19 protein-coding genes are annotated in these 17882 nt (G+C 69.0%); 8 read left to right on the top strand and 11 right to left on the bottom strand.

The genetic code is table 11. The features are described 5' to 3' along the window. Window positions 1–228 precede the first annotated feature (228 nt). Both BTE28158_RS11065 and BTE28158_RS11060 read left to right on the top strand, forming a co-directional pair. Window positions 229–579 (top strand): VOC family protein, encoded by a 351-nt coding sequence (locus BTE28158_RS11065; RefSeq protein ID WP_057925050.1) that lies wholly within the window; start codon window positions 229–231, stop codon window positions 577–579. A 281-nt stretch (window positions 580–860) separates the two neighbouring features. Beyond that, window positions 861–2249 carry a DHA2 family efflux MFS transporter permease subunit gene (locus tag BTE28158_RS11060; RefSeq protein WP_151047263.1) on the top strand — a complete coding sequence of 463 codons (1389 nt, stop codon included), beginning with the start codon at window positions 861–863 and terminating at the stop codon, window positions 2247–2249. Between the two features lie 29 nt (window positions 2250–2278). On the opposite strand, the gene BTE28158_RS11055 is transcribed toward BTE28158_RS11060, so the two are convergent. Beyond that, a complete protein-coding gene (locus BTE28158_RS11055) occupies window positions 2279–2659 on the bottom strand; it encodes a DUF4377 domain-containing protein (protein WP_059600554.1) in 381 nt (126 codons plus the stop codon). A 240-nt stretch (window positions 2660–2899) separates the two neighbouring features. Between BTE28158_RS11055 and BTE28158_RS11050 the strand changes: the two genes are divergently transcribed. Further along, window positions 2900–4075, top strand: coding sequence for a helix-turn-helix transcriptional regulator (locus BTE28158_RS11050; RefSeq protein WP_151047265.1), 1176 nt, complete (start codon window positions 2900–2902; stop codon window positions 4073–4075). A 160-nt stretch (window positions 4076–4235) separates the two neighbouring features. Further along, complete coding sequence (locus tag BTE28158_RS11045; protein ID WP_151047267.1) at window positions 4236–5429, top strand: tyrosine-type recombinase/integrase; 1194 nt, start codon at window positions 4236–4238, stop codon at window positions 5427–5429. A 21-nt stretch (window positions 5430–5450) separates the two neighbouring features. Here the strand turns inward: BTE28158_RS11045 and BTE28158_RS11040 are convergent, their stop codons facing one another. From BTE28158_RS11040 to BTE28158_RS11005, 8 genes are all read right to left on the bottom strand, one after another. After that, on the bottom strand, window positions 5451–5669 hold the full coding sequence (locus BTE28158_RS11040) for a YXWGXW repeat-containing protein (protein WP_124903918.1): 219 nt from the start codon (window positions 5667–5669) through the stop codon (window positions 5451–5453). Between the two features lie 65 nt (window positions 5670–5734). Beyond that, window positions 5735–6898, bottom strand: a complete 1164-nt coding sequence (locus tag BTE28158_RS11035; RefSeq protein WP_151047269.1) for a DUF1501 domain-containing protein — start codon at window positions 6896–6898, stop codon at window positions 5735–5737. Window positions 6899–6900: 2 nt separating this feature from the next. Continuing rightward, window positions 6901–8295 (bottom strand): DUF1800 domain-containing protein, encoded by a 1395-nt coding sequence (locus BTE28158_RS11030; protein WP_151047272.1) that lies wholly within the window; start codon window positions 8293–8295, stop codon window positions 6901–6903. 399 nt (window positions 8296–8694) lie between these two features. After that, a complete protein-coding gene (locus BTE28158_RS11025; RefSeq protein ID WP_151047274.1) occupies window positions 8695–9540 on the bottom strand; it encodes a GNAT family N-acetyltransferase in 846 nt (281 codons plus the stop codon). A 145-nt stretch (window positions 9541–9685) separates the two neighbouring features. Beyond that, window positions 9686–10189 (bottom strand): periplasmic heavy metal sensor, encoded by a 504-nt coding sequence (locus tag BTE28158_RS11020; protein ID WP_151047276.1) that lies wholly within the window; start codon window positions 10187–10189, stop codon window positions 9686–9688. After that, a complete protein-coding gene (locus BTE28158_RS11015) occupies window positions 10186–10605 on the bottom strand; it encodes a hypothetical protein (protein WP_124903908.1) in 420 nt (139 codons plus the stop codon). The genes BTE28158_RS11020 and BTE28158_RS11015 overlap by 4 nt, the downstream gene beginning before the upstream one ends. Further along, window positions 10602–11345: an RNA polymerase sigma factor gene (locus tag BTE28158_RS11010; RefSeq protein ID WP_151047278.1), complete on the bottom strand. Its 744-nt coding sequence runs from the start codon at window positions 11343–11345 to the stop codon at window positions 10602–10604. Before BTE28158_RS11010 ends, BTE28158_RS11015 begins: the two co-directional genes overlap by 4 nt. Window positions 11346–11562: 217 nt before the next feature. Continuing rightward, complete coding sequence (locus BTE28158_RS11005; protein ID WP_059600563.1) at window positions 11563–11862, bottom strand: YXWGXW repeat-containing protein; 300 nt, start codon at window positions 11860–11862, stop codon at window positions 11563–11565. 293 nt (window positions 11863–12155) lie between these two features. Between BTE28158_RS11005 and BTE28158_RS11000 the strand changes: the two genes are divergently transcribed. Continuing rightward, on the top strand, window positions 12156–13841 hold the full coding sequence (locus tag BTE28158_RS11000; protein WP_151047280.1) for a purple acid phosphatase family protein: 1686 nt from the start codon (window positions 12156–12158) through the stop codon (window positions 13839–13841). 204 nt (window positions 13842–14045) lie between these two features. Here the strand turns inward: BTE28158_RS11000 and BTE28158_RS10995 are convergent, their stop codons facing one another. Then, a complete protein-coding gene (locus BTE28158_RS10995; RefSeq protein WP_151047282.1) occupies window positions 14046–14678 on the bottom strand; it encodes a LysE family translocator in 633 nt (210 codons plus the stop codon). A gap of 131 nt (window positions 14679–14809) precedes the next feature. Continuing rightward, entirely contained in the window at window positions 14810–15706 is an 897-nt protein-coding gene (locus tag BTE28158_RS10990; RefSeq protein WP_124622883.1) for a LysR family transcriptional regulator, read from the bottom strand. A 341-nt stretch (window positions 15707–16047) separates the two neighbouring features. Between BTE28158_RS10990 and BTE28158_RS10985 the strand changes: the two genes are divergently transcribed. The 3 genes from BTE28158_RS10985 to BTE28158_RS10975 all read left to right on the top strand — a co-directional run bounded on the left by BTE28158_RS10985 (window position 16048) and on the right by BTE28158_RS10975 (window position 17805). Then, window positions 16048–16896 (top strand): sulfite exporter TauE/SafE family protein, encoded by an 849-nt coding sequence (locus tag BTE28158_RS10985; protein WP_124903900.1) that lies wholly within the window; start codon window positions 16048–16050, stop codon window positions 16894–16896. 76 nt (window positions 16897–16972) lie between these two features. Further along, window positions 16973–17233, top strand: coding sequence for a hypothetical protein (locus BTE28158_RS10980; protein ID WP_006760082.1), 261 nt, complete (start codon window positions 16973–16975; stop codon window positions 17231–17233). Between the two features lie 272 nt (window positions 17234–17505). Beyond that, window positions 17506–17805 carry a DUF4148 domain-containing protein gene (locus tag BTE28158_RS10975; protein WP_059600568.1) on the top strand — a complete coding sequence of 100 codons (300 nt, stop codon included), beginning with the start codon at window positions 17506–17508 and terminating at the stop codon, window positions 17803–17805. The last annotated feature ends 77 nt before the right edge of the window (window positions 17806–17882 follow it).

The following is a 17882-nucleotide window of genomic DNA, read 5'->3' as shown; positions in this document are numbered from 1 at the left end:
GGGTCGTGCGGCCCGCCCGCACGATACGGACGAATAGCGACGGTCCACGGATGGGAGTGTCGGCGCGGGGGCCCGCACGGGCATCGTCTGTTTGGAGTAACGGCATGCATGCGGGGACAGAGGGGTTTCACCGTCATCCGAACAGACTGCGTCGCGGCCGGCACCGCGCGCTAGCATCGAATGACGGCCCGGCGCGGACCGTACACATCAAGACGAGGGAGAGAGGGAATGAAGGTATCGATGCTGCTGTATCCGGTCGACGACATCGACACGGCCTTGCCGCTGTTCGTCGACGGGCTGGGCCTGAACGTGAAGTTTCGCGACGGCGACCGCTATTGCGCACTCGACGGCGGCCCGCTGACGATCGCGCTGGTGGCCGGCGACGAGCAGATCGTCGAACGCGCGGCGCTCACGCTGCGCGTGGACGAGGACGATGACCTTTACGCGGCAATGGCGCGGGTCGTGAAGGCAGGCGCGTCGGTGCGCGTGCCGGTGCAGGCGGGGCCGCACGAATACCGCGCGGTGCTGGAGGACAGGAACGGCGCGCTGCTGGTGATTTCGCAGAAACGCGCCGCGTGAGCGGCCACGTGTGGCGCGCATGCCACGCGATCCGGCCGGCGGAAACCCGGCCGGATGCCGCGGGAACGTCCGGTGTCGGGTAATGAACCGGGCGCGATCGAGCGTCCCGCCTCTTCATCGGCGATGTCGATGACGGTCAGTGCCATAACGCGGCTTCCCGATGGCCACCGGAATCGGTACCATCGGACGTTTGTAGACCGGCCGTGCGCCGACGCGAGCCTGCCGGGCCGCGTCGCCCGTCACGTCGCCACCGCGCCGGTCGCCGCACTTCCCGTTTCGTCATGTCCCGCGAACCCTCACACTCCGCGCTGCTGTGGATCGTCGCCGCCGCGTTCTTCATGCAGTCGCTCGACACGACGATCGTCAACACCGCGCTGCCGTCGATCGCGCAAAGCCTGCATGCTTCGCCGCTCGCGATGCAGCCGGTCGTGGTCGTCTACACGCTGACGATGGCGATGCTCACGCCGGCGTCCGGCTGGCTCGCCGACCGGTTCGGCACGCGCCGCGTGTTCTCGCTCGCCATTTTGGTGTTCTCTCTCGCGTCGATCGGCTGCGCGGCGTCGCACACGCTCGGCCAGCTCGTCGTCGCGCGCGCCGTGCAGGGCATCGGCGGCTCGATGCTGCTGCCGATCGGTCGGCTCGCGGTGTTGCGCCGCGTGCCGGGCGAACGGTACGTCGCGGCGATCGCGTTCGTGTCGATCGCCGGACAACTCGGCCCGATCGTCGGGCCGACGCTCGGCGGCTGGCTCACGCAGGCGATTTCCTGGCACTGGGTGTTCATCGTCAACGTGCCGGTCGGCGTGGTGGGCTTCATCGCGGTGCAGCGCTTCCTGCCGCACGATCAGGCGATGCAGCCGCCGCCGTTCGACTTCGTCGGCTGTGTGCTGCTGTCGGTCGCGATGATCGCGCTGTCGCTCGCGATCGATCCGCCAATGCCCGCGCACCGCACAGGCTGGGCGATCGGGCTCGCCGTGCTGGGCATGGCGAGCGCGCTCGCGTACCTGCCCCATGCGCAGCGCCGCGCGCAGCCGCTGTTCCGGCTCGGGTTGTTCCGCGAACCGAACTTCGGCTCAGGGCTGCTCGGCAACCTGCTGTGCCGGATCGGCACGAGCGCCGTGCCGTTCATGCTGCCGCTGCTGATGCAGGTGCAGCTCGGCTATACGCCGCTCCAGTCGGGGATGATGATGCTGCCGGCCGCGATCGCCGGCGTGATCGCGAAGCGCTGGATCGCGCCGCTCGCGACACGCTTCGGCTATGCGACGTTCCTGGTCGTGAACACGGGGATCGTCGGCTGCGCGATCGCGGGGTTCGCGCTGGTCTCGGCACGGCCCGCGCCGGCGCTGGAGATTGCGTTGCTGATCGTGTTCGGCGCCGCGAACTCGATGCAGTTCGCCGCGATGAACGCCGTGACGCTGAAGGGCCTGTCGCATGCCGACGCCGGCAGCGGCAACAGCCTGTTTACGATGATGCAGATGCTGGCGATGGGGCTCGGCGTGTCGATCGGCGGCGGACTCGTGAACCTGTTCGCCGCGCATTGGGGCTCGATGGCGAACGGGTTCATCCTGTCGTTCGTCTGCATGGGCTCGGTCACACTGCTGTCGTCCGTCGTGTTCCGGCGCATCGATACTGCCGCGCCGCCGAGGCCAGTCGCGCCGCGGCAGTCCGCGTAAGCGCCGCCGCGGGCGGGCACGACCGGCCGTCAGTTCACCTGGCGGCGCTCGACGACCCGCTTGAGCACCCAGCGGATCGACGAGCCGTCGGCCGGCGGCTGCGCGACGCGGTATTCGTCGACTTCCAGCACGTATCGATAGCCCGGCTGGTACGCAAAACCCTCGATACCCGCATACCACAGGCTCCACGGCTCCGCCGGGCTGCTGCGCACCTGCAGGCAGTCCATCGGCGCGACGCCCGTGCAGCGCGCCGCCTGCGGCGCGACATAAACGGTCCTGGTCACGGGGCGGCCGTCGGCCGGGCGAGCCGCGCGCGCGTCCGTCGCGGCCGCTCCAGTCTGGCATCCGGCGAGCAGCATGCTGCCGGCGATCACGGCCGCGCCGAGCAGCGTTCTGGTCTTGCGAATCATCGGGTGTTCCTCAGGAAGCGTTGGCGGGCCGATTAGACGAACGCTGCTTCGGGAAAGTTCACGAATGGCTTACAACGGCATGCCGCCACCCTCATTCGTGGGATGTCGTGCGTGCGCCGGCGCGCTACCGTATTCCGGTGCAGGCCGCCGCGCGCCGCCGTCGGCGGTCCGGATACGCCCGTGCACGCACCTGCACGCCCGGCGCACCGCGACCCGGCGCTGCAACAGGAGACAACCCCGATGACCACGGCGCCCCCGGCCCTTCCCCCGAGCCTTGCCCGATCGAGCCTGACGCTCGAGCAGTTCGACGCGCTGCTCGCGACAATCTACGAAGGCCCGCTGGAAGACGTGCCATGGGGCGGCGCCCTCGAACGGATCCGCGTGCATCTGGACGCGAACTACGTGACGATGATCCTGCGCTGGCCCGCCGGCGGTCACGCGGGGCTGATGATCAATGCGTCCGGGCACGGCGCGCCGCTGCCGGGCGTCGCGTCGTACAACAACTACTATTACGCGCTCGATCCGTTCGTGAACCTGCCGAGCGATCGTGTCGTCACCGTCGACGAGTTGCCCGGCGTCGGCGTGTGGCGCGGCAGCGCGATGTATCGCGAGTTTCTCGAACCGTTCGACGTCGGCTACCTGATGGGGGCGGACCTGCGCACGCCCGACGGGGTCGAATGCCGGTTCCGCGTGTGCCGCTCGCATCACGGCCACGCGTTCTCGGTGGCCGACAAGGCCGTCTGCAACGCGTTGCTGCCGCACCTGAAGCGCGCGGTGCGACTGCATGCGAAGTTCGGGATGGTCGAATCGGAGCGCATGCTGTACGCGAGCACGATCGACCGCATGCTCGTCGCGACCGCGATCCTCGACGAGCGCGGCACGATCATGAAGACCAACTCCGTCGCGGACGAGATCTTCGCGGAATGCGACGGCCTGCGCGTGCGCGGCGGGGCGCTCGAGGCCTCGTACCCGCTGGAGGACCGCAAGCTGCAGAAGCTGATCCGGCAGGTGGTCGCGGAGCGCGCGGGCGGCGCGCCGACGGTCGCGCAGGCGATCGCCGTGTCGCGCCCGTCCGGCAAGCCGCCGCTCGGCGTGCTGATCCGCACGGTCCCGCTCAGCGAATGGTCGGAGGACAATCCGCGCCGGCCGGCGTGCGCCATCTTCATCCGCGATGCCGAACGCAAGTCGCAGGCGTCGCACGACATCGTGCGCAAGCTGTTCGACCTCACGCCGGCCGAGACCGCCCTGGCGCTCGCGCTCGTCAACGGGTCGACGCTCGAGGAGGCAGCCGACGAGCTCGACATCAGCAAGAACACCGCGCGCTCGCACCTGCGCGCGATCTTTTCGAAGACGGGCGTCACGCGGCAGGCGACGCTCGTGCGGACGTTGCTGAACAGCGTGTTGTCGCTGGGGTGACGTGACCGTGCTCGTCCGCCACGCGCTTCGTCACCGGCCGGACACGCGCGATCCACGGCGGCTTCACCGCATGGCGATCGTGTATTACCATCGGCGCTTCCTCGTACGCTTCGTCGCGCCGCGTGCGCCCGCTCACCGGCGAGCCGCGCCACCTCTTCGCATGACCTCACCCGTTCCGTCCGGCGTCGCGCTGCGGCCGCAGCCGATCGATACGCTGACCGTGCCGGCCGCGCTCGACGGACGGGCGGGCACCAACCGCTCGACCAGCGCGCATCCTCAGATCGCCGCGACGCATGATCTCGACGCCGTGCGCGCGTGGCTCGCACGCTTCGTCGATACGCCCACCACGTTCCAGAACTACCGCAAGGAAGCCGAACGCCTGCTGCTGTGGGCCGTCATCGCGTGCGGCAAGCCGCTGTCGTCGCTCACGCACGAGGATCTCGTCGGCTACCGGCAGTTCCTGCTCGCGCCCGTGCCGGCCGACCTGTGGTGCGCGAACGGCGGCCGCAAGCATCCGCGCGGCGACCCGCGCTGGCGGCCGTTCTACGGGCCGCTGTCGGCGGCCAGCCAGCGGCAGTCGATGGTCATCCTGAACGTGATGTTCTCGTGGCTCGTGCAGGCCGGCTACCTGGCCGGCAATCCGCTCGCGCTGTCCCGGCAGCGGCAACGACGGCCCGCGCCGCGCGTCACGCGCCATCTTGGGCCGCCGCTGTGGCAGGCGGTCAAGGATGGGATCGCCGCGATGCCGCGCGACGACGCGCGCGCCGCCTTCCATGCCGATCGCGCGCGCTGGGTGTTCACGCTGCTGTATCTCGGCGGGCTGCGCATCACCGAAGCAGCCGACACCACGATGGGACAATTCTTTGCGCGGCGCGATGCGAACGGGCGCGACCGCTGGTGGCTCGACGTGACCGGCAAAGGCGGCCGGCAGCGGCTCGTGCCGGCCACCGCCGAGATGATGGTCGAGCTCGCGCGCTACCGGCGCGCGCATGGCCTGCCCGCGCTGCCGGCCGACGGCGAACCCACGCCGCTCGTGCTGCCCGTCGGTCGCACGCGCAAGCCGCTCACGCGCGCGGCGCTGCACCGGATCGTGAAGCAGGTGTTCCGGTTCGCGGCCGAGCGGTTGCGTGCGCAAGGAAATGCTGGCGAAGAACAGGCGCGCGTGCTCGAACAGGCATCCGCGCACTGGCTGCGCCACAGCGCCGGCTCGCACATGGCCGATGGCCGCGTCGATCTGCGGCTCGTGCGCGACAACCTCGGGCACGTGTCGCTGACGACGACGAGCCAGTATCTGCATGCGGACGACGACTGGCGGCACAGCGAAACCGAGGAGAAGCACCGCATCGGGTGGTGAGCGGCGCGCCGTTCACGCGCTTCAATACACGGCCACCCAATGTCCGGGCACCCACGCCCAGTGATTGCCGGCCCAGCGGTAATGGCCCTTCGCCCAGCGATAACCGGGCGCCGGCGGCGGCGGCGCGACCTCGACGACCGGCGCGGGCTGCGGCGGCCGCGCCGGCTCCACCACGCACGCGGACATCAGCACGGCACTCATCGTCGCCAACACGGCAAGCGATACGGATCGGATCTTCATCGTCGATTCTCCCTGTTGTGTCATATGTAATCGGCTGGCGGATGCGAGCGCGCGCATGCCGCGCGTCACGCGGTTCCGCGAACGAGGCCCGTCATCGGCCGCGTCGCGCCGCTTTGCGCGAACAACGTGGCCGCGGTATGGCCGGGATCGAGCCGCAGGCTTTCGGCGGCCGCGCCCGCGATCAGCGCATCGAGCGACGCGGTCGGCTTCAGGTCGCGTCCTTCGTACAGGTCGCCCGGCCGCAAGCCTGGCCACTCGGCGATCACGCGCCCGCCCGCGACCGCCCCGCCCGCCAGCATCGCGACCGACGCCTGCCCGTGATCAGTGCCGCCCGTGCCGTTCGCGGCGGCCGTGCGGCCGAACTCGGTCGCGACGAGCACCGTGGTCTGCCGCCACACCGGCCCGAGTCCGTCGCGCAATGCGGCGAGCATCGTGTCGAGTGCCTTCAACTGATTCGCGAGCCGCGCGTTCTGCGCGCTGTGCGTGTCCCAGCCGCCCGTCTCGATCATCGCGATCCGCGGGCCGTCGTCGCGCGCGAGAAACGTCGCCGCAAGCTTGCCGACGCCCGCCGGATCCTGGCGCGCATGCGCATCGCCGGCGAGGCCCCGCGCGGCCATCGCCGACTGCCACAGCGGCCCGAGCTGCGCGTCGGCCTCGTAAAGCGCCGATACGCGCGCGAGCAGGTCGTCCGGCGCGGCCGGCAGACCGGACGCCGCATACGACGCGGCCTGCACGCTGCCGCGCAACGCGAGCGGCACCGTCGGCGCGAACGCGATCGCGCGGTCGCGCGTCGCCGGCAACATCGCGGCGAGCCGGTTGAGCCAGCCGTCCCTCACCTGGTACGGCGCGCGCCCGCCCGTCTCCAGCACGTTCTGGCCGTCGAAATGCGAGCGGTCGCGATACGGCGACGCAATCGCGTGGACGAACAGCGCCTGCTTGTCGCGAAACATCTGCGCGGTCCGCACGAGCGACGGATGAAGCGCGAACATGCCGTCGATGCGTGTCGCCGCCGCAGCGTCGATCGCCAGCGGGCCGCGCAGCGACGCATACGCCGGTTCCGCATACGGGACGACGATGTTCAGCCCGTCGGCGGCGCCGCGCTGGATCACGAACACGAAGCGCCGGTCGGTTTCGACGTTCGCGAACACGATGCGCGGCGCAACGAGGATCGCGCCCGCACCGGCCGCGGCGACGCTCAGGAAATGTCGACGAGTCAAGGATCGGGTCATGTTCATCTCCGTTGGAAATCGGGCGACACGAGCAGCAGCGCAAGCGACGTGGTCGCGCTTTCGGCACGTGACAGCGCGGTCGCGGTCGACGCGCTCAGCGAGCCGGCCAGCAGCGTATTGCCGAGCGTGCGCGGGTCGAGCCGGTCGCCCGTGCGTGCAGCCAGCCGCTGCGCGATCTCGACGCGGCGCACCAGCGCGTCGGGCGCGGCCCAGCTCGCGGCGACGTCGTCGTAGCCGGCCGGCGATCCGGGCCGCCATACCGGCTGGCCGAGTTGCGCGAGCAGCGGCGCGACCTTCAGGTCGCCCGCGTCGCGCCAGCCGAGCCCGCGCAGCGACGACACGGCCCACTCCCACGGCGTCTTGAACTTGCGATTGACCGGCGCCCAGGCGTCTGGCGCATCGACCAGCGCGCGATAGACGGTCGGCAAATCGCCGCCGCTCGTCTCGAATGCGCGGGCGAGCCGGTCGGTGAGCGCAGGCGGCGGATTGTCGGCGACGAAATGGCGGGCGAGCTGGAACGCGATATGCCGGCCCGCCGCGGGCGAACGTGCCAGGTCGGCCAGGATCGCGCGTGCCTGCGCTTCGCCCGGCTGGTCGTAGGTGCGTCCCATCACCGTGCGTGCGCCCGGTTCGTGCAGCTTCGGACGGAACACGAACGCACCCGGCGCCGCGCCGCCGGGCTGCGGCCCGCGTCCGCCCGCGATGCTCCAGCCGGTCAGCGCGCGCGCGAATTCCGTCACGTCCGCTTGTGTGTAGCCGGTCCGCACGCCGAGCGTATGCAGTTCCATGATTTCGCGCGCGAGGTTCTCGTTGAGGCCGCGTCGCGCCGCCGGATTGCGGGCTTCGGCGCGCAGCGCGGCCGGGCTGTCGGGGCCGACCGAGCGCGCCTGGTCGAGGAACAGTTGCATTGCGGGATGCTGCTCGACGGCGACGAGCATGTCCTCGAAGCGGCCGAGCACGTGCGGGCGGATCGCATCGCGCTCGAATGCGCCCGCATACGCGGCCACCTGCCCCTTGTCGACCGACACCGCGAAATGGTTCGCCCAGAAATGCACCAGACGCTCGACGAACGGCGCGGGCGTGACGAGCGCGCCGTTCAGTCGTGCGGCGACCGCGCTGCGATATGCGTCGTAGCCGTCGCGGCGGATCGACTGCTCGGTTGCACGTCTGGCCGCCGCGTCGTCGCTCGTCATCGCGTTGCGGGCCGTCGCGAAGCGCGTGGCGAGCGTGATCGCGTCGGGTTCGCCAGCCCATGCGGCCGGCCGTGCGTCGTAACGGTCGAACTGGGCGACCAGCGCGGCCTTCGGATCGACAGGCGGCGCTTCGTCGGGCCGCGCGCCGAGGCCGAAACGGTTCAGCGCGATGGCGGCCGGTGAGATGTCGTTCGGATGGTCCATGACGGGGGCTCTCGCGATGCGTACCCGTGTTTAACGGTGGCTGGCGGGAAATCCGTCGCTGCATGGACGAAATATTTCCGGTTTGGCTCGTAGACGTCGAATCTGCCGCTTCTTGCACGCGGCTTTCAACTGGCGTCGAGCAGTCGCTTGCGCTGCCCGATCGCCGGATCGATCGCAACCACCGGCCGGTAGGAAAAAGGAGCATTGATGGCGGCCCGCGCCGGTGCCCGTGGCATCCACGGCATCGTGCGCGCGGAAACGGTGTCCGACGCCAAGGCGTTCAACCAGAACCACACCGAGTTCGAAAACTGGTTCGAGAAGTAGCCAGGAGACGGCGTCACGTCGGCAGACGCATGTGCAAATCCGGCGTCCGTTCCGGGCCGGCCATGCTCGCGACGATCACCCGAGCTCGAAAGACGTCACCCCGAACACGCGGTCGATCGCAATCGCGGGCGCTTCCTTCGTATACATCCGCGCGGTCTCGAACACGCTCGACATACCGTGACCTTCCGCCAGCGCGACGGCTGCGGGGTTCGTTTCCGGCACGTCGAGCACGATCACCTCGCCGGGCATGCGCGACGCCAGCGCACGAAACAGCCCCGTCGCGACATCGGCGTCATCGGCAAAGAGCGGGCCGATCTTGCAGCCCGCGTGGCAGCGGCGCACGACACCGTATCCGGCAACACGGCCCGCGTCGATGGTCGCGAGCGCCACGGCATCCGGCTGCGCGATCCAGACGGAGACGAAACGCTCGCGCGCCGCCGGAAAACACCGGCGATCGTAGGCGAGCAACTGCTCGAACGGTACGTCGGCCGCTGCCGCAACCTGCGCGCACCCGATGCCGCCCACGCGCCCCTGATAGCGGATGTTGCGATACGCGAGCCGGAACCCTGACTTCCTGTAATTCGCCTGCTGGGCAACGACACCGTCCAGGCCGATGTTTCGTTCTCCAAGGTAACGCATGCCGTGCTGCCAGATGCGCATGCCGAGGCCTTTGCCGCGAAACTCCGGTTTCACGATGTAGAGACCGATGAAGCCGAAGTGTTCGTCATAAGCCACCGCCGCGAGGCAAGCGGCCGGCTCGCCGCGCCAGATGCCGACGAAGAAACCGGCCGGGTCCGCTTCCCTGAAACACCGCGCGTCGTGCCGGCCAGGGTTCCACCCTTCCGCGGCCGCCCATTCGACCGACATGGCCACTTCACTGGCCGACATGGTGCGCACGATAAAGTCTTCGCTTCGATCCATGGCTCGTCCTTGCCGCGGCTCTCGAGATTGCCGCCACGCATTGCGGTGAGTTCATCGGGAATGTGCTGCCGATCGGGCCATCATAATCCCGGGACGGGTATCGGCGTGAACGGTCATTCCGTGCCGTCACTGGACGACGTGTGGCTTACTCGTTTCCCGCCGCCCCCTGCTGCTTCTGCAATCTCGCCGGCAACCGCCAGTTCCCGCTACGCCGCAACCCGTCGACGAACTTCGCGCGCTCGTCCGGCGTGAGCGTCGCCGCGAAATCGACGACACTGCGCTCGACTTGCCCTCGCAACGCACTATCGGCCGCTCGCGTCCGATCGAGCGCCGCATCGATCGCCGGACGATCGAGCTGCGGCGCGGCCAGCAGATCGAGCACCGTGATCCGCCCATCGCGCCCTTCCCGCGCGAAATCCCGAGCGTCCTTGCGCGCCGCCTTCAGCGCCGCCGCGAACGCCCGCTGACGCGCATCGGACAATCCGTCCGCGGCGAACCGCAACGCCGTGCGCTGTCCGGGCATCCCCGTTCCATGTAGGTCACGATGCGTCGAGAACCACTGATACGCGCCGCCGCCAATCGCGCCGAGCATGAACACGTTCAGCACGACCGACCCGACGAGCACGAATTTCCAGCCGCGTTCGCTCATTCGTCGCCTCCGTCGATGCTCGGGCCGCCGAACGTCGTCGTCAGGTAGCCCGGTTCGTGTTGCGCGATCGGCGCGCTGCCGAGCATCAGCATCGACACGGCCACCGCGCCGGCCAACGCGCCGGCCAGCCCGACACCCGCGAATGCCGCGCCCGACCACCACACCCTGCCCCGGCGCCGCGCACGTTGTGGCACCGGCGCCGACGCGACGATGCGTTCGACGAGCGCCGGCGCCGGCGGCGCGACCGTGTCCTGCATGAGCCAGGCATCGAGCTCGGCGGCATCGTCGAGCGCCTCCAGCGCGTCGCGCGGATGCGCATGCGCCCACGCTTCGGCCGCCGCGCGTTCGTCTTGCGGCCAGCGCCGCGCATCCGAGCCGTACGCGGCGACGATGGTACGGAATCTTTCGGGTGTCATCGCTTGTCCTCGCTAGGTGGGTCGCCGGCCAGTTGCGCGCGCAGGTTGCGCCTTGCGCGCGCGAGCAGGCTTTCCAGCGCATCGACGGTGATGCCCATCAGGTTCGCCGCTTCAACGTTCGACATGTCCTGATAGTACTGGAGCACGAGCGCTTCCCGCTGCCTTGGCGGCAACGCGGCGAGCGCCTCGCGCACGCGCGCGTCGCGCGAGCGCAACTCCGCGTGCGCGGCCGGCTCGGGTTGCGGGTCGGGCATGTCGGGCAATGCGTCGACCGGCTCCTCGCGCCGCCCGCGCAAGCGGTCGTAGCACAGGTTCAGCACGACGCGATGCAGCCACGTGTCGAAGCGCGCTTCGCCATCCCGCCAGCGCGGCGCATGATTCCAGATCCGCAGGAAGGTTTCCTGCGCAACGTCTTCGGCTTCGGTCCGGTCGCCGAGCATGCGTGTCGCGAGCGCGAGCAAGCGCGGCAGTTTGCGTGCGACGAGCGCACGCACGGCCGACGCGTCGCGCGCGCCAACCCGCGCGACGAGTTCCGCGTCCGGATCGGCGTCGCTCAACGCAGGCCGCTCCGCGATGCGCGGTGCGAACGCCGCATGCTGCCGACGGTTGCGCCCGTTGTCCGGCTGAAACTCATCGTCGTGCTCTCCTTGCATGCATCGGACCGGCGCTTCTTCGACACTTGGTGCGCCGCGCCCGGGATCGGCCCGGTCGATTTCGTCGAGATCCGGTTCGAACGGCATATCGATCCTGTCGATCACCCGCCGGCCGGCGCGATCAATATACGACGACCGGCGCGGGCCGGTAATACACCGGGCGCGCAGGCACCACGACGCAGCCGGCCAGCACGATGGCCGCGGCTGTCAGGATCACGATGGTTCGAAAAGGCATGGCTCGACCGATGAGATTGTGTGGAAGTCCCGCCGCGCGGACACCGCACGCCGCGCGGCGCCCTGCGCGTCACGCCCAGTGGCCCGGCACCCAGCGCCAGTTCGGGCCGCGCGCGGCCCAGTGTCCCGGCACCCAGTGATAGCCGGCACGTACCACTTGCCAGTGACCTGGAATCCACACGTAGCGGCCGTGGCGCCAATGCCAGTGGCCCTGATCCCATACGTAGCCCGCGCGCGGCGCCGGCATCACTTCGACGCGCGGCGGCGGCGGTGCGACCGGCGCGACGATGACGGCCTGCGCGAATGCGGCGGACGTCGCCAGCGCGGCCACGCATCCCGCGGCAAACCGTAATGAAATGGAAAGTTTCATGCAAGACTCCGAAGCATCGTTTCCCGGCCGGAAGTGGCCGTTCGTTCGTTAAACGACGCATGCGAAAAAATCCGTCGCGACACACGCAAAAAAATTTCCGCCGTGACGGCAACGCCGCGCGCCGTCGACGCATCGGGCCCGCGCATCGATTACCGTCTGTCACAACCCGGCAAAACTGAACTTCGACAATGCGTGTCACCGGGATCCCGCTCGTTTCCGGCCCACGCCCCCGACGCGCTCGCGCACGGCCGGGCAGTTCCGCATCTCGCGTGTCATTCAACGAAAATACGATCATGTCGAACCAGGAAAACCTCCCCGCCGAGTCGAACGAGCCGGCCGCTTCCGTATCGCGTCGCGGCTTCCTGAAACTGGCCGGCGTCTCCAGCCTCGCCACCGCCGCGGGCGGGCTCGCGGCCGCCCGCGCCGCCGGGTCGAATCCGGACGGCACGCCCGAGCAGGTGCACCTGACATGGGGCAGCGACCCAACTTCGGAAGTCGCGATCTCCTGGGCGTCGCTCGCACCGGCCGTCAATCCGCGCGCGCGGATCGTCGCCGACGGCGAACCGGCGCGCACCGTGCACGGCGTGCAGCGCATCTACACCGACGGCCTGAACGGCGAAACCGTGTTCACGTACCACGCACGGGTGCACGGCCTGAAGCCGAACACGCGCTACCGCTATGAACTGACGGCCGACAACGACAGCAACGCCGCGCAGCCGTTTGCCGCGACCTTCACGACCGCGCCGCGCGGGCGCGCGCCGTTCCGCTTCACGAGCTACGGCGACCTCGCGACGCCGAATGGCGCGTGGGTGCTGTCGTCGCCGCAAAGCCGCTTCGCGGTGCAGGCCGTCGAGCAGTTCCAGCCGCTGTTCCACCTGCTGAACGGCGACCTCTGCTACGCGAACCTGAACCCCGCGCATCAACCGGAGGTGTGGCGCGACTTCGGCAACAACAACCAGACGTCCGCTGCGAACCGCCCGTGGATGCCATGCCCCGGCAATCACGAGATCGAATTCAACAACGGCCCGCAGGGGCTCGACTCGTATCTCGCGCGCTACATGCTCCCGGAGAACGGTACGCGCTTTCCGGGCCGCTGGTACAGCTTCCGCGTGAGCTCGGTGCTGTTCATCTCGCTCGACGCCGACGACGTCGTGTACCAGGATGCGGCCGCATTCGTCGGCGGCCCGAATCCGCTCGTGCCGGCCGCGAGCACCGGCCGCGCGCCGATCGAACCGGGCACGTCGTTCTACGTACGCGGCTACAGCAACGGCGAGCAGACGCGCTGGCTCGAGCACACGCTGCGTCACGCGTCCCACGATGACGACATCGACTGGATCGTCGTGCAAATGCACCAGGACGCGCTAAGCTCGTCGAAGACGGGCAACGGCTCCGACAAGGGCATTCGCGAGGCATGGCTGCCGCTGTTCGACCGCTATGGTGTCGACCTCGTGCTGTGCGGTCACGATCACGACTACGAGCGCAGCTACCCGGTGCGCGGCTGCAATCACCGCGCGGGCGTCGATGCCTCGACCGGCGAAGTCGTCGAGACGCTGCAGCCGCGTCCGGTCGGGTCGACCGACCCGAACAGCACGACGTTCGACACGAGCCACGGCACGATTCACCTGATTCTCGGCGGCGGCGGCACCAGTGCGCCGCTCGACGTGTACGGCGAAAACCCGGCGACCGGCTTTGCGCAGGCCAAGGTCTTCACGAAACCGAACCGGCCGGTGCCGGGCACCGCGCCGAACACGTTCGTGCGCAAGCCGGCCGATGCGCTCGAGGATGCGATCTGGTCCGCGCGCCGCGATACGGGCACGGGCTACGGGATCGCCGTGTTCGACCACGATCCGGGCAAGCCGGGCGGCCACACGACGATCACGATGCGCTATTACCACGCGCCGGGCGCGGATCAGCACCCGACCGCGCAGTACGAGCTGTTCGAGACGATCGAGCTGAGCAAGAAGCGCGGCGAGCGCTGACGCGGCGGCCGCCCGCGGCGCGCGATCGCGCGGCGGGCGGCCGGGGCCGGCTCGTGCGGGACATCGTGCGCAACGCGCACCGTCCACTTACCGGCACGGCGAATGCGCGACGGCCTGCTTCACGCGGATCGGCTGCACCCGTTCGTCCGCCGAAGGTTGCATGCGCATCGGTACGCCGATTGCCTCCGCAAGCCGTTTCACCGGCTAGCTTCCCGATTCCAGCGCGATACGCACGGCCAGTCCGGCCAGCACGGTCCCCATCAACCAGCGCTGCCCCCGTGCCCAGGCCGGCCGACCGGCAAGGAACCCCGCGATCGAGCCGGCCATGCTCGCGATCAGCGCGTTGACGCTGACGCTGACCGCGATCTGCACGCAACCCAGCGCCAGCGATTGCGCGAGCACGCTGCCGTGCCCCGGCGAAATGAATTGCGGCAGCAGCGACAGATACATCACCGCGATCTTCGGGTTCGCGAGGTTGGTGACGAAGCCCATCGTGAAGAGTCGCGCGCCGCTGTCGTGCGGCAATTGCCGCACCTGAAACGCGGAGCGGCCGCCCGGCTTGAGCGCCTGCCACGCGAGATATGCGAGGTACAGCGCGCCGGCGAAACGCAGCACGTCATACGCGTATGGCACGGTCAGCACCAGCGCGGTAAGGCCGAATGCGGCGCAGAACATGTAGAACACGAACCCCAGCGCGACGCCGCCGAGCGACACCAGCCCCGCGCGGCGGCCCTGGCAGATCGAGCGGGAGATCAGGTAGATCATGTTCGGGCCGGGCGTCAGGACCATGCCGAGCGACACGAGTCCGAAAGCAATCAGGGTGGGCAAGGCCGGCACGGCGGTCTCCTTCGAGGCAGTGAAGTCAGGGCGAGTGACCCACAATGTATTGCATGTCGACGGCTATCGACATGAATAAACTGCAAGTCGCCCATGAACGCGCTTCATCCCCTCATCGCGCTGCCGACGCGTTACTTTCCCTTTCTCGCTCGCACCTGAATCGCCTTTCCCGCCTTCGCGCGCTGGGCGTCCACCAGCTTGACGAATGCGTCTGCGACCGCATTGCCGGTCGCGTTCCACGACAGCCGCACGGAACGGCGCAGCCTGGGCGACAGCTCCAGCACCCGGCCGCCGAACCGGGTGTAGGTGAGCGTGATGCGCGGGACGATCGACACGCCCATTCCCGCCTCCGCCATCGACAGGATGGTCCGCATCTCGACCACGTTGAATGCGGCGCGAAGCGACGCACCGTTGCGCGCGAAGTAATCTGCGATGACCGGCCCGCACCCCGCCTTCGAGAAAACGAACGGCATCGCGGACAACAGCTTCGCGGACACGCTCTTGCGGCCGTCGAACATGCCGTCCGCCGCCACCGCGACGAAATCCTCGTCGAGCAGCGGCAGATTGTTCGCGAAGGTCTTCGTGCCGGCGACCACGCCGACGTCGGCGGTGCCGTCGTCGAGCCATCCTTCGACCTCCGCATCCGTGCCTTCGAGCAGTACCGCCGTCACGCCCTTGTGCGCCGCCTTCAACGCCTCGAGCGCGGGTACGACGAATGCGAGCGAAACGCTCGGCAGCGACGCGACCACCAGCCGCCCTTCGAGCTTGCCGCGCGACAGGCCGAACTGCTGGCGCAGCGTCTGTGCCTCGCGAACCACGTTCTGCACGTACGGCCACAGGCGTTCGCCGGCAGCAGTCAGGACGACCGGCTGGCGGTCGCGCAACAGCAGCTTGACCTCGGTGATGTCCTCCAGTTCGGTCAACGCATGACTGATCGCGGATTGACTGCGACTGAGCCGCTCGGCCGCGGCCGTCAGCGAGCCGAGTTCGACCACGGCCGCCAGGGCCTGCAACTGCGCAAGCGTCATCTCGCCTCCTTGTTTCGGTCCATGTATTTTTCACATGATAGAGCCACGTATCATGAAGCGTATTGAAGCGCCCCAACGATATGGGCGCGACCCCACGACCGCGCCCGATGCCCCGCGTCGCGCTCGGGTAAGATTCAGCCTCGAACCGTGTCGAACGCCGGCGCCGTGGCACGCGCGGGCTTGCGCCAGCGCACCGATGCCTCCCTGTCGAATGCCGACGGCGGACGATGCAACGGGCGACCGGTTCGACGCAAAACCAAACAACGGCGTGCGCCATCGCACGCACCGGCAACGGGTGCCGTCGACCGCCCCGCCGCCGCTCATGTCTCGACCTGTTCCCGATGACTCATCTCGATCTGACTGAAGGTGTATTGGTGTCCAGCCTGCACGGGCTCGCGCTGCTCGACCTGATCGGCATCGCCGTCGCACTGCTGCTCGGCGGGATGGTCAAGGGGATCACTGGCATCGGCGTTCCGCTGGTGGCGATGCCGATCCTGAGCCAGTTCCTGCCGATACGGCATGCGGTGCTGCTGCTGTCGATGCCGATCATCCTCGGCAACATCCCGCAGGCGCTGGAAGGCGGCGAGGTCCTGGCGACCGCACGCAAGATCGCCGCACCGATCGCGGGCACCGTGCTCGGCAACGTCGTCGGCGTCGCGATTCTCCTGTCGCTGAACGCGGGCCACGCACAGGCCGCGTCGGGCGCGCTGCTGATCGTCGCCGCGGCGCTGATGCTGAGCGCGCCGAAGCTGAACCTGCCGGAAGCATGGCAAAAGCCGGTCGGGTTCGCGCTCGGGTTCGGCGCGGCGCTGATGGAGAGCATCGCGTCGGTGCCGGGGCCGCTGCTCGCCACCTACCTGATTTCATCCGGCGTGACCGGCCGCGCGTTCACGAAGCAGATCGCGATCATCCTCGTGGTGTCGATCGTCACACTGATCACGACGTTCAGCGGCGCCGCACACGCGAGCGCCGCCGACCTCGCGATTTCGGCCGCGGCCAGCCTGCCCGCCATCGCCGGCATGTGGCTCGTTCGCCCGCTGCGAGACAAAATGTCACCGCGCGTATTCCGGATGGTCGTCCTGCTGTTCGTGCTCGTCGCCGCGTCCCAGATGATCTGGAAGTCGGGCGTCTTCCGGCACGCGGCATCGCCCGTCGCGCAGGTCGACAGCCCGCATGCAAACGCGAAATGACGTCGGCCGCCCGCCGGCCCCGTCACGGTCCGTTCCCCCTTCAGCCCCGATCCCCAAGACGCGTTAGACTGTCTCGATGGAACAATGCCGTTATTGCCAGAGAATCCGCGATGAATGGGATTGCCACGGGGACGAATGCCGCCGGGCAATCGCGAAGGCACTGCGCCGGCAGCGCGCGGGCCTGCCGATGGTGCCCGATCGCATCCGCAACGAGCTGCCGTCCGGCGCGCCCACCCAGCAGGTGATCGCGGTCCTGTCGCGCCAGCGCCTGCGGGCGCGCCGCGGCAACGAAGAACGCCGCGAGCGCAAGGAGATCGACGACGCCGACGGCGTCTGATCCGGCAACGCCCCCCGTCCCGTCCCACCTGCCGGCGCCCGTCGCCGGGTGTTCGCCCATGCGCGGCGCCTCGCCGCTCCCGCCCGCCACCGGTCTGCGATTCCCACGACACGGAACAGGGACGGATCGGATTTCCGCTGGGATTATTATCCCGTTTGCAACGATCTTTAGTCGGAATCCACGTTTACCCTGAATCGGTCGACGCCTACGATGTAATCAATCGCTTACGACATGGTGTCGCCGGCGAACTCAATAGAACATCGGAGGTCATCATGAAATCGCTCGTTTCCGCAGTCGTTGCCGCTGTTGCCCTGTCCGCTTCGTTCGGCGCCTTCGCCCAAAGCACCGTGACCCGCGCGCAAGTGCGCAACGAACTCGTCCAGCTCGAAAACGCCGGCTACAAGCCGAGCCAGTCGAGCCCGCACTACCCGGCCGACATCCAGGCCGCGCAAGCGCGCGTGCAGGCCGCCGACGCCAGCGGCTACGGCGCGCAACCGGCCCCGGTCGTCCAGGGCGGCGCACCGGCAGTCAAGGTGCACAACGCGCGCGACTCGGTCTACTTCGGCCACTAAGCCCGCCGCTGCGCGCATCGCGCGCAGTCCACCCGGATCCGGCGAGCCCGTCCCGTGACGGGCTCGTCGCGTTTGCG

The organism is Burkholderia diffusa (assembly GCF_902499115.1).
Classification (GTDB): domain Bacteria; phylum Pseudomonadota; class Gammaproteobacteria; order Burkholderiales; family Burkholderiaceae; genus Burkholderia; species Burkholderia diffusa.
Note: the sequence above shows the minus strand (reverse complement) of the source record. Positions and strands in the feature narration are given on the sequence as shown.

Coding starts and splice junctions, on each gene's coding strand:
- BTE28158_RS11065 (WP_057925050.1), top strand. CDS start 229: ATGAAGGTATCGATGCTGCTGTATCCGGTCGACGACATCGACACGGCC.
- BTE28158_RS11060 (WP_151047263.1), top strand. CDS start 861: ATGTCCCGCGAACCCTCACACTCCGCGCTGCTGTGGATCGTCGCCGCC.
- BTE28158_RS11055 (WP_059600554.1), bottom strand. CDS start 2,659: ATGATTCGCAAGACCAGAACGCTGCTCGGCGCGGCCGTGATCGCCGGC.
- BTE28158_RS11050 (WP_151047265.1), top strand. CDS start 2,900: ATGACCACGGCGCCCCCGGCCCTTCCCCCGAGCCTTGCCCGATCGAGC.
- BTE28158_RS11045 (WP_151047267.1), top strand. CDS start 4,236: ATGACCTCACCCGTTCCGTCCGGCGTCGCGCTGCGGCCGCAGCCGATC.
- BTE28158_RS11040 (WP_124903918.1), bottom strand. CDS start 5,669: ATGAAGATCCGATCCGTATCGCTTGCCGTGTTGGCGACGATGAGTGCC.
- BTE28158_RS11035 (WP_151047269.1), bottom strand. CDS start 6,898: ATGACCCGATCCTTGACTCGTCGACATTTCCTGAGCGTCGCCGCGGCC.
- BTE28158_RS11030 (WP_151047272.1), bottom strand. CDS start 8,295: ATGGACCATCCGAACGACATCTCACCGGCCGCCATCGCGCTGAACCGT.
- BTE28158_RS11025 (WP_151047274.1), bottom strand. CDS start 9,540: ATGGATCGAAGCGAAGACTTTATCGTGCGCACCATGTCGGCCAGTGAA.
- BTE28158_RS11020 (WP_151047276.1), bottom strand. CDS start 10,189: ATGAGCGAACGCGGCTGGAAATTCGTGCTCGTCGGGTCGGTCGTGCTG.
- BTE28158_RS11015 (WP_124903908.1), bottom strand. CDS start 10,605: ATGACACCCGAAAGATTCCGTACCATCGTCGCCGCGTACGGCTCGGAT.
- BTE28158_RS11010 (WP_151047278.1), bottom strand. CDS start 11,345: ATGCCGTTCGAACCGGATCTCGACGAAATCGACCGGGCCGATCCCGGG.
- BTE28158_RS11005 (WP_059600563.1), bottom strand. CDS start 11,862: ATGAAACTTTCCATTTCATTACGGTTTGCCGCGGGATGCGTGGCCGCG.
- BTE28158_RS11000 (WP_151047280.1), top strand. CDS start 12,156: ATGTCGAACCAGGAAAACCTCCCCGCCGAGTCGAACGAGCCGGCCGCT.
- BTE28158_RS10990 (WP_124622883.1), bottom strand. CDS start 15,706: ATGACGCTTGCGCAGTTGCAGGCCCTGGCGGCCGTGGTCGAACTCGGC.
- BTE28158_RS10985 (WP_124903900.1), top strand. CDS start 16,048: ATGACTCATCTCGATCTGACTGAAGGTGTATTGGTGTCCAGCCTGCAC.
- BTE28158_RS10980 (WP_006760082.1), top strand. CDS start 16,973: ATGGAACAATGCCGTTATTGCCAGAGAATCCGCGATGAATGGGATTGC.
- BTE28158_RS10975 (WP_059600568.1), top strand. CDS start 17,506: ATGAAATCGCTCGTTTCCGCAGTCGTTGCCGCTGTTGCCCTGTCCGCT.